Origin of the sequence: Tahibacter harae (assembly GCF_024437735.1) — a bacterium.
Classification (GTDB): Bacteria; Pseudomonadota; Gammaproteobacteria; order Xanthomonadales; family Rhodanobacteraceae; genus Tahibacter; species Tahibacter harae.
Window position 1 is genome coordinate 1 of record NZ_JANFQO010000064.1, and the last position, 2,687, is coordinate 2,687.

A 2,687-nucleotide genomic window follows, 5' to 3' on the forward strand; every position below is an offset into this window, starting at 1 on the left:
GCGAAACAGGGCCATTGTCAGCGCGTCACAGACCAGCGTGGCCGTCATCCGGTCTGACATCGACCAGCCCACGACTTTGCGCGAGTACAGATCCAGTACAACGGCCAGATAGAGCCAACCTTCGTAAGCGCTCGGCCTCACCACCTTCCCGACAACCCCATCAGCCGCGATAGTCAGCCCCAGCGATGCGGCAGAAGTTCGGCGATGCGACGATCGGGATGTGTCGGCAGGCGGGTCAGCACATCCTTGAGATACGCGTAAGGCTCATGGCCGTTCTGCTTGGCGGTGGCGATCAGGCTCATGATAGCAGCGGCACGCTCGCCGGCGGCTTTGGAGCCTGCGAACAGCCAGTTCTTGCGGCCCACGGCGATGGGCCGGATCGAACGTTCGACCAGGTTGTTGTCGATGGGCAGCGAAGCGTAGTCGACGTAGCGCACGAGCGCCGGCCAGCGCTTGCGGGTATGTGCGAGCGCTTTGGCGAGGCCGCTATTGGGCGACACGTTGGCGGATACCTGGTTGATCCATTGCTCGAACGCATCGAGCACCGGCCGCGCCTCGCGTTGGCGCCGGGCAAGCCGTTCGGGCGGATCCAGACCTTTGATCTCGGTTTCGATCCGGTACAGCTCGGCGATCTGGCGCAATGCCGGTTCCGCATGTGCGCTGGTCTTCGCCGCATGCAACTCGAAGAACAGGTGGCGGATATGCGCCCAGCAGCCTACTTCGGTGATGCCTAGGGTAAAAAGGGCTTTGTAACCACTGTAGTCGTCCACGACGAGATGGCCACGGAAGGCGCCGAGGAAGTTCCTGGCATGCTCGCCGCTGCGACTGGTGCAGAAGTCGAAAATCGTGATCGGCGATCCGTCCGTGGCGCAGTAGGCAAACAGATACGCACGTGCTGTCTTGCCCGCGCCCGGATCGAGCAGCGCAACCGGCGTTTCGTCCGCGTGGATCACCGGGCGTTGCAGCAGATCGACCTTCATCGCAGACACCAGCGGCATCAGCGCGACGCCGGCGGCGCCGGTCCAGTCGGCCAGGGTCGAACGTGCCAGTTCCACGCCGCTGCGCTGGTAGATCTGCTGCTGACGATACAACGGCAGGTGATCGGCGTATTTGCCGACCAGCACGTGCGCGAGCAGACCCGGCGCCGGTCGGCCACGTTCGATCACGCTCGCCTGGCTCGGGGCGGTCGTCACCGTCTCGCAGGCGCGACAGGCGTACTTCGGATAGATGTGGCGGCGCACGAAGAACTCGGCCGGCTTGCAGTCGAGCTGCTCGGTGACGTCTTCGCCCATCGGCGTCAGAGCGTTGCCGCACTGCGGGCACGTGCACGAGGCGGGCTCGTGACGAACTTCCTCGCGCGGCAGGTGTTCCGGCAACGGCAGGCGCTTGGGTTGGCGCCGCGGTGCAGACGGCGATTCCTTGAGCGTCTCCAGCTCCGTCTGTATCGCGGCGATGTCTTCTTCGAGCGACTCCTCGAACAGCTGGCGCTGGGCCGGGTCGAGCTGTTCGGAACGGCGGCCGTACAGGGCGCGGTTCATCGCCGCCATCTGTGCTTCGAGAACCTTGATGCGCGCGGCGCGGTAAGCGCCGACCGCTGCCATCTCGGTAATCTGTGCATCGCGCTGGGCAATGAGGGCATCGCGGTCAGCCAACGCAGCCAGCGCTTCACGCAGTTGCCTTTGCAGATCGTCGTTGGCCGAGGCATCAACACTCATGCGTCGATTGTAAAGTTATACCAGCGCACCGGCCAGCGGTTTTGCGCACAACCGATGCCAGTCCACGCCGGTGCACAACCAGGCGAACGATTGCGCGTCGATCTCGCAGACGCGATCGCTGCTGCGCGGCCAGATGAAGCGGCCTTCGCGCAAGCGCCGCACGCACATCCACACGCCACTGCCGTCGGCGCAGATCACCTTGATCCGCGTGGCGCTGCGATTGCGGAACACGTACGCGCCTCCGGCGAGTCCGTCGTGACCGAACTGCATCGCAATCGCCGTCAACAAGCCATCCATGCCGCGACGCAGATCGATCGGCTCCACCGCGATCCACCACGACGTCGGGTTCAACATGCAGACGTCTCGCGAATTAATGCAGCGAGCCAGCATGGGTCTGTGCCGGCCGGCACTGCGATACGCCAGGCACCATGCGCCAACTCGATGGTCACCGGCGGCGTGTTGCCGACCACGCGGACTGGAACCAGAGCTGGCCCAGGCGTGCTCGACTTGCGCTTGAGCAGGTAGCTCCAATGCGCCAACGTCAACGCGTTGATGCCATGCTTGGCACCATATTGCTTCTGCGTCAGGCCGCTCGATCGCCACGCTTCAATGTGACGACGCCAGAATGCTTCGGTCTTCGATGTCTGCACGCTTGGCGCTCCGCGGAAGTGAGCGGCAAGCATTGTTCCGCGGATCGGGGACCGGAATGTGGCGGGGCCGGACGCTTACCAACCTTCATCCGTTCCTATGTAAGTGATATCGCCGACCCACACCTGATTCGGCGCATCGGCGGTGAAATCCTGTTGCAGCAGATTCTCCGCCACCGGCAGTGAGTGGTTGGAGTTTGTCGTCGCCTTGAACTTCCTGGCGGCCTTGGCCCGCAAGCCTTGTCGGCGCAGACTTTCCGCTACCTGCCGCCGACCAATGCTCAGGTGGCGTGCCAGACGCGGCGCGCCTGCGCGGCCCTTCCTC

General features: G+C 64.1%; 4 protein-coding genes and 1 pseudogene. All 5 read right to left on the reverse strand.

Annotated elements, in window-relative coordinates; translation table 11 throughout:
• The coding region (locus NM961_RS23775; protein ID WP_255916917.1) for a DDE-type integrase/transposase/recombinase at positions 1–183 on the reverse strand (183 nt) is incomplete at its 3' end.
• On the reverse strand, positions 174–1,715 hold the full coding sequence (gene tnpC, locus NM961_RS23780) for an IS66 family transposase (RefSeq protein WP_255916914.1): 1,542 nt from the start codon (positions 1,713–1,715) through the stop codon (positions 174–176). The genes tnpC and NM961_RS23775, both read right to left, overlap by 10 nt.
• A gap of 15 nt (positions 1,716–1,730) precedes the next feature.
• Positions 1,731–2,069 (reverse strand): IS66 family insertion sequence element accessory protein TnpB, encoded by a 339-nt coding sequence (gene tnpB, locus NM961_RS23785; protein WP_255916915.1) that lies wholly within the window; start codon positions 2,067–2,069, stop codon positions 1,731–1,733.
• Positions 2,063–2,365 carry an IS66 family insertion sequence element accessory protein TnpA gene (tnpA, locus tag NM961_RS23790; protein ID WP_255916916.1) on the reverse strand — a complete coding sequence of 101 codons (303 nt, stop codon included), beginning with the start codon at positions 2,363–2,365 and terminating at the stop codon, positions 2,063–2,065. The genes tnpB and tnpA overlap by 7 nt, the downstream gene beginning before the upstream one ends.
• Positions 2,366–2,443: 78 nt before the next feature.
• A pseudogene (locus tag NM961_RS23795) lies at positions 2,444–2,687 on the reverse strand (IS3 family transposase); the annotation flags it as partial.

Bases quoted from the DNA above. Each gene is read 5' to 3' on its own strand.
- tnpC (WP_255916914.1), bottom strand. From the start codon at position 1,715: ATGAGTGTTGATGCCTCGGCCAACGACGATCTGCAAAGGCAACTGCGT.
- tnpB (WP_255916915.1), bottom strand. From the start codon at position 2,069: ATGTTGAACCCGACGTCGTGGTGGATCGCGGTGGAGCCGATCGATCTG.